Here is a 5,964-nt window from a genome sequence, read left to right on the forward strand (position 1 = left end):
CTGCAAGCGCGGTCGCGGCAAGGCAAAGCAGTGCGGCGACGAAAGCCGTCAGCCACGCCTGCCGCAAAAGATTACGCTTCGTGGTTTCGACAAAGGCCATTTGTCGTTGATGTCCGCCCTGATGATCCAAGCCCTCTATAATGCTGCCAGCCTACCATGATCAAATTCGGGCATGATCAAATTCGGGCGCGATTGCGCCGCGGCCGTGGCTCGCCTATCACGGGAAACTCGCCTGTCACGGTAAAAATGTCTCCGCTCACCGAAACGGTCCTTTTCGTCTTCAGCCTTGTCGCGCTCGGCTATCTCGCCGGGTTCACCGGCTATTTGAAGCCGGAGAGCGGCGAGGGGATATCCGACTTCGCGGTCTCGGTGGCGATGCCGCTGCTGCTGTTCCAGACCATGGTGAATGCCGATTTCCACGGCGTGGCACCTTGGCCGCTGTGGGGCGCCTATTTCGCGGCCGCAACCATCACCTGGGCCGCCGGCCATCTCGTCACCACGCGGATATTCGGGCGGGATGCACGCGCCGGTGTCGTCGGTGGCGTATCTTCGGCCTATTCCAATGTCGTGCTGCTCGGCGCTCCCTTCATCCTTGGCATATTCGGCCCGAGCGGCTTCGAAGTGCTGTCACTGCTGGTCTCCGTGCATCTGCCGATCATGATGATGGCCTCGATCGTCCTGTTCGAGATGTTCGGCCGCAGCGGCGGCGAGCCCATGCACCCCTTGCGCATGATCCGCAGCTTCCTGAGGCGGCTGTTCATCAATCCGCTGATCATCGGCATTCTGGCGGGGCTGGCATGGCGCCTCAGCGGCGTACCGCTGCCCGATCTTGTCAAGCGGCTGGTCGATGCGCTGGCCGATACGGCCGGCCCGGTGGCGCTGTTTGCCATGGGCCTCAGCCTGCGCCGCTTCGGTATCTCCGGCAATGTCCGGCCGGCGTTGGCGCTTTCGGTGCTGAAGCTGTTCCTGATGCCGGCGCTGGTTCTCGCCTTTGTCTGGCTGCTCGGCCTGCCGCCCTTGACGGCCAAGGTCGCGGTGGTGGTGGCGGCGCTGCCGTCCGGCATCAATTCCTATCTCATCGCCGTGCAGTTCAACACCGGCCAGGCGCTGGCGTCGAACCAGATGACCATCGCCACGGCCTGCGCCGCCGTCACCACCGCCTTTTGGCTGGCGGTGGTGCTTCACGTTTTCTGATGGGGCATGTCGATATTCAGATGATTCCGGCCCGCGATCGGCGCGTCATAGTTCGGCCTGCTCTCGCCTCGGGCTGGTCCAACCCCTATATGCCATCTTGCGATTGCTTGCGGGCCTTGCCCTAGGTAAAGAGCAGAGGCTCCGGCGTGCCGGCTTCAGTCCATGGCGCACGCTCACCGAAGACTTCACAGACCGGCCCGTCAGCGCGCCGAACGGAGGATAGACCATGCTTCAGAAAACCAGCCATTTCATGCGGCAGGCCAATCTCATCAATGGCGAATGGGTGCAGGCCGACAGCGGCCAGACGGTCGACGTCAACAACCCGGCCACCGGTCTCAAGATCGGCACCGTGCCGAAGTCGGGCAAGGCCGAGACCCGCCGCGCCATCGAAGCTGCCGCCGCCGCCTTCAAGTCGTGGCGCAAGACCACCGCGCTCGAGCGCTCGAAGCTGCTGCGCAAGCTGCACGACGCGATGATGGACAATCAGGACGTGCTGGCCGAACTGCTAACCATCGAGCAAGGCAAGTCGCTGTTCGAATCGAAGGGCGAGATCGGCTCTGCCGCGGCCTACATCCTGTGGTTCGCCGAGGAAGGCCGCCGCACCTATGGCGACGTCGTGCCGTCGCCATGGGCAGACCGCCGCATCCTGGTGACCAAGGAGCCGGTCGGCGTCATTGCCGCCATCACGCCGTGGAATTTCCCATCCTCGATGCTGGCCCGCAAGCTCGGCCCGGCGCTCGCCGCCGGCTGCACAGCGGTCGTCAAGCCTGCGTCGCAGACGCCATATTCGGGTCTGGCCTGGGGCGCGCTCGCCGAGGAAGTCGGCTTCCCCAAGGGCGTCGTCAACATCCTGACCGGTTCGGCCAGCGAGATCGGCGACGAGATCTGCGCCAATCCGCTGGTATCGAAGATCACCTTCACCGGATCGACCGAGGTCGGCAAGCTTCTCATCCAGAAGTCGTCGGTCACCGTCAAGAAGGTGTCGATGGAGCTCGGCGGCAACGCGCCGTTCATCGTCTTCGACGACGCCGATCTCGAGCGTGCGGTCGCCGGTGCGATCACCGCCAAGTACCGCAATTCCGGCCAGACCTGCGTCTGCACCAACCGCTTCCTTGTCCAGGCTGGTGTCTATGACAAGTTCGTCGAGAAGCTCGCTGCCGCCAGCAACGGGCTGAAGGTCGGCTCCGGCCTCGAGGAGGGCGTGCAGCAGGGACCGCTGATCGACGAGAAGGCGGTCGAGAAGGTCGAGGAACTGATCGCCGACGCTACATCCAAGGGCGGCAAGATCGTCGCCGGCGGCAAGCGTCATGCGCTCGGCGGTTCGTTCTTCCAGCCGACGGTCATCGCCAACGCGACACCCAAGATGCGCTTCATGAAGGAAGAGATCTTTGGCCCGGTCGCACCGGTGTTCAAATTCGAGACCGAAGAGGAAGCCATCGCGCTCGCCAACGACACTGAATTCGGCCTCGCCTGCTATTTCTACACCGGCGATCTCGGCCGCGCCTTCCGCGTCATGGAAGGGCTGAAATACGGCATGGTCGGTGTCAATGAGGGCCTCATCACCACGCCGGAGGCGCCGTTCGGCGGCGTCAAGGAATCGGGTCTCGGCAAGGAAGGCGGACATCAGGGCATCGAGGATTATCTCGACACCAAATATGTCTGCATCGGTGGCCTCGGCCTCTGATAGGCTATCCCTGAGATGGGGAGGCCAATGGCTTGCCCATCTCGGAAGGAAAACCAGCCGAAGTCCTCAGGATCAACTGGCATTTACGGGCATGGCGATGAAGGACGGCGAGGTTTTCGGCACGACACAGGCAGGCGAGCCGGTGCGTCGCTTCACGATCAGGGGTGGCGGCATCACCGCCAACGTCATCGGTCTGGGCGCAATCATCCAGGACCTGCGCCTGACCGGGCATGATGCGCCGCTCGTGCTCGGCTACGACAGTCTGCAAGCCTACGAGACGGATACGGGCTTCTTCGGAGCGGTCGTCGGTCGCTATGCCAACCGCATCCGCGACGGCCGCTTTACTATTGGCGGCAACCGCTACCAGACCGAGCAAAACTTCCTCGATAAGCATACGCTGCATGGCGGCTCGCAAGGTTACTCCCACCGGCCGTGGACGGTTTCCTTGCATGGCAGGGATTTCGTCACGCTGACCCTGCACGATCCCGACGGCACGATGGGTTTTCCCGGCGCGCTCGACGTCACCTGTACCTACCGGCTGAAGATCCCCGGCACGCTCAGCGTCGAGCTGACCGCCACCTGTGAGGAGCCGACGCTGTGCAATCTCACCCAGCATTCCTATTTCAACCTGGATGATGGCGGTGCCGGCGACATTCTCGACCACAGGATGATGCTGAACGCCGGCGCCTACCTGCCGGTCGATGGCGACATGATCCCGACCGGGGTGGTCAAGCCGGTTGACGGCACGCCGTTCGATTTCCGCCAGGCGCGGCCGCTGCGCATGGAGACCGAGGGCGAACAGCTGCCTTACGACCAGAATTTCTGCCTTGCGTCGACACGCGGGCCGCTCAAGCAGGCGGCATGGACGCAAGGCACCAGTTCCGGTGTCGAGATGGAGGTCTGGACCACCGAGCCCGGCGTCCAGCTCTATACCGGCCAGTATGTGACGCCGCGCACCGGGCTGGAAGGGCGGAACTACAAGGCCTTTTGCGGTTTCTGCCTCGAGCCGCAGGTGTGGCCGGATGCGCCGAACCGGCCCTATTTCCCGCAGGCAACGCTGTGGCCGGGCGCGATCTACCACCACGTCACGGAATACAGATTTCGGCTACCCTAGTTTTTTCAGCCTTTAGCCTTCGAAAGCGGTTCGCAGCGTCTCGAACGGCGCCAGCGCGCCGCGTACCTGCACCACGGCAGCGGCGACGCGATGGGCACGGCGCGCGGCTTCCAGCGGGTCATGGCCGGCAAGACGAGCCGCAAGGTAGCCGCCATTGAAGGAATCACCGGCGCCTGTCGTATCGGCGGGAGCGGCGACATGGATCGCAGGGACTTCGCGTAATGTTCCTCGTTGGGCAACCAGCGCCGGCGCTTCGCCATTCTTGACGACGACCTCGCCAACCAGTTGCCCGAGTCGCTCTGCGGTCGCTTGCGGTGTTGCGTCGCCAAACAGCATCTGCTCGTCGGGGAAGGTCGGCAACGCGATGTCGGTGACAGCAAGGGCTTCGACGATCGCTGCCTGCGCATCCTCGCGATTGCGCCAGAGCCGCGGCCGGTAGTTGGGGTCGAAGGCGACAAGTGAACCGACCGAGCGCGCCTTGGCGACAGCAGCCAGCAATGTGGCGCGTGCGGCATCGTCCAGAATTGCCAAAGTGATCCCGGAAAAATAGACAAGCGCCTGATTTTCAAGATTTTTCGCCAACGCAGCCGGGTCCGAGGCAAGCTGCCGCGCGGCGGCGTCGGAACGCCAATAGGTGAAGGAACGCTCGGCGCCGGTCAGTGTGATGGCATAGAGGCCGGGCCGCGCGCCCGCTATGACCGGGCTGGAGCCGATGCCGATGCCGTTTTCAGCCAGGAAACCGATCTGGCCTTGCGAGAAGGGATCGTCGCCGAAGGCCGAGACATAGGTTGCCGGCCGCTCAGTGCTCAACGCATGCAGCGCCCACAGCGTGTTGAACGTGTCGCCGGCAAAGCCCATGCGCCAGTTCGGTCCCGTCTGGCCCGACAGTTCGAGCATGCATTCGCCGATCGAGGCGACGCCGGTTCCCGCCATCTACAGTCCTCCAGTGATCTTGGTGCTGTAGCTTTTTGCCATCGGCAGCGCCATGCTTGGCAAGCAGGGTTTTTTCCGCCACAGCGTTTTCCCACAGGCTGGCGGGATGCGATCCGTTCGGCAGAGCGTTGTCTGCAGAAGAGGAACCGGTTTGGTATCGATATGGCGTTATCTTCTGGCAGGTCTTGGTCTGGCTGCCTTGCTGGTCGGCATTCTCGCGGTCGTCTATCTGACGGCGCCGCGGTCCGCGCAGCCTGCCGGCCCGGATGTCTCGCGTACGAAGAAATCCGAAAATGGGCTGTACATGGCCAGCTTCGTGCCGGAACGGGGCGTGGTGCGGCAGGGCGAACTGGAATCCTGGCTGCTGACCCTGAAAACAAAGACTGGGGCTTCGGTGGAGCGCGCCGCGATCGCCATCTCCGGCGGTATGCCGCAACACAATCACGGCCTGCCGACCAGCCCGCAGGTCACCGATTACCTGGGCGAAGGCCGTTACCGCATCGAGGGGCTGAAATTCACGATGAGCGGCTGGTGGCAACTTCGTTTCGCCATCTCGTCCGGCGCCGGCTCCGACACAGTACTGTTCAACGTGGTGCTGTGAGCGATCGATGAAGCGCCTTTTCTGCTTTCTGGCGCTGATGGTGGCCGTTATCCTTGCCGGCTGCGGCAAGCCTGACTTTTCCGACGCCGAGAAGAAAACCATCGCCTCGCTGGCGCTGTCGAGGTTGCCGCCCCTGAAGCCCGACACCACCAACCGTTTTGCCGACCTGCCGGCGGCCGCCGCACTCGGATCGACGCTGTTCTTCGACCTGGGTATGAGTCGCGACGGCACGGTGTCCTGCTCAACCTGCCACAAGATCGACCGCCAGTTCCAGGACGACCTGCCGCAAGCGGTCGGCGTCGGCCACACCAACCGGCGCACCATGCCGCTGGCCGGCGTGGCGCGCGATCCCTGGTTCTTCTGGGATGGCCGCCGCGACAGCCTGTGGGCGCAAGCACTGACGCCGCTTGAAAATCCGCTGGAGCAGGCAGGAAACCG

At 63.6% G+C, this 5,964-nt stretch carries 6 protein-coding genes; 5 read left to right on the forward strand and 1 reads right to left on the reverse strand.

The window, feature by feature from the left end:
• Window positions 1–246: 246 nt before the first annotated feature.
• From EN993_RS29600 to EN993_RS29610, 3 genes are all read left to right on the forward strand, one after another.
• Window positions 247–1,194, forward strand: a complete 948-nt coding sequence (locus EN993_RS29600) for an AEC family transporter (protein WP_127265562.1) — start codon at window positions 247–249, stop codon at window positions 1,192–1,194.
• A gap of 226 nt (window positions 1,195–1,420) precedes the next feature.
• On the forward strand, window positions 1,421–2,878 hold the full coding sequence (locus EN993_RS29605; RefSeq protein WP_127265563.1) for an NAD-dependent succinate-semialdehyde dehydrogenase: 1,458 nt from the start codon (window positions 1,421–1,423) through the stop codon (window positions 2,876–2,878).
• A 91-nt stretch (window positions 2,879–2,969) separates the two neighbouring features.
• Window positions 2,970–3,992, forward strand: a complete 1,023-nt coding sequence (locus EN993_RS29610; protein WP_127265564.1) for an aldose epimerase family protein — start codon at window positions 2,970–2,972, stop codon at window positions 3,990–3,992.
• A 12-nt stretch (window positions 3,993–4,004) separates the two neighbouring features.
• Here the strand turns inward: EN993_RS29610 and EN993_RS29615 are convergent, their stop codons facing one another.
• On the reverse strand, window positions 4,005–4,925 hold the full coding sequence (locus tag EN993_RS29615; RefSeq protein ID WP_127265565.1) for a sugar kinase: 921 nt from the start codon (window positions 4,923–4,925) through the stop codon (window positions 4,005–4,007).
• Window positions 4,926–5,076: 151 nt separating this feature from the next.
• Here EN993_RS29615 and EN993_RS29620 point away from each other — a divergent pair, with 151 nt between their 5' ends.
• Both EN993_RS29620 and EN993_RS29625 read left to right on the forward strand, forming a co-directional pair.
• Complete coding sequence (locus tag EN993_RS29620; protein ID WP_109668706.1) at window positions 5,077–5,526, forward strand: FixH family protein; 450 nt, start codon at window positions 5,077–5,079, stop codon at window positions 5,524–5,526.
• A 7-nt stretch (window positions 5,527–5,533) separates the two neighbouring features.
• A partial coding sequence (locus tag EN993_RS29625; protein ID WP_281040584.1) for a cytochrome c peroxidase occupies window positions 5,534–5,964 on the forward strand: 431 nt, incomplete at its 3' end.

It is taken from the genome of Mesorhizobium sp. M7D.F.Ca.US.004.01.2.1 (assembly GCF_003997785.1).
Lineage (GTDB): Bacteria > Pseudomonadota > Alphaproteobacteria > Rhizobiales > Rhizobiaceae > Mesorhizobium > Mesorhizobium loti.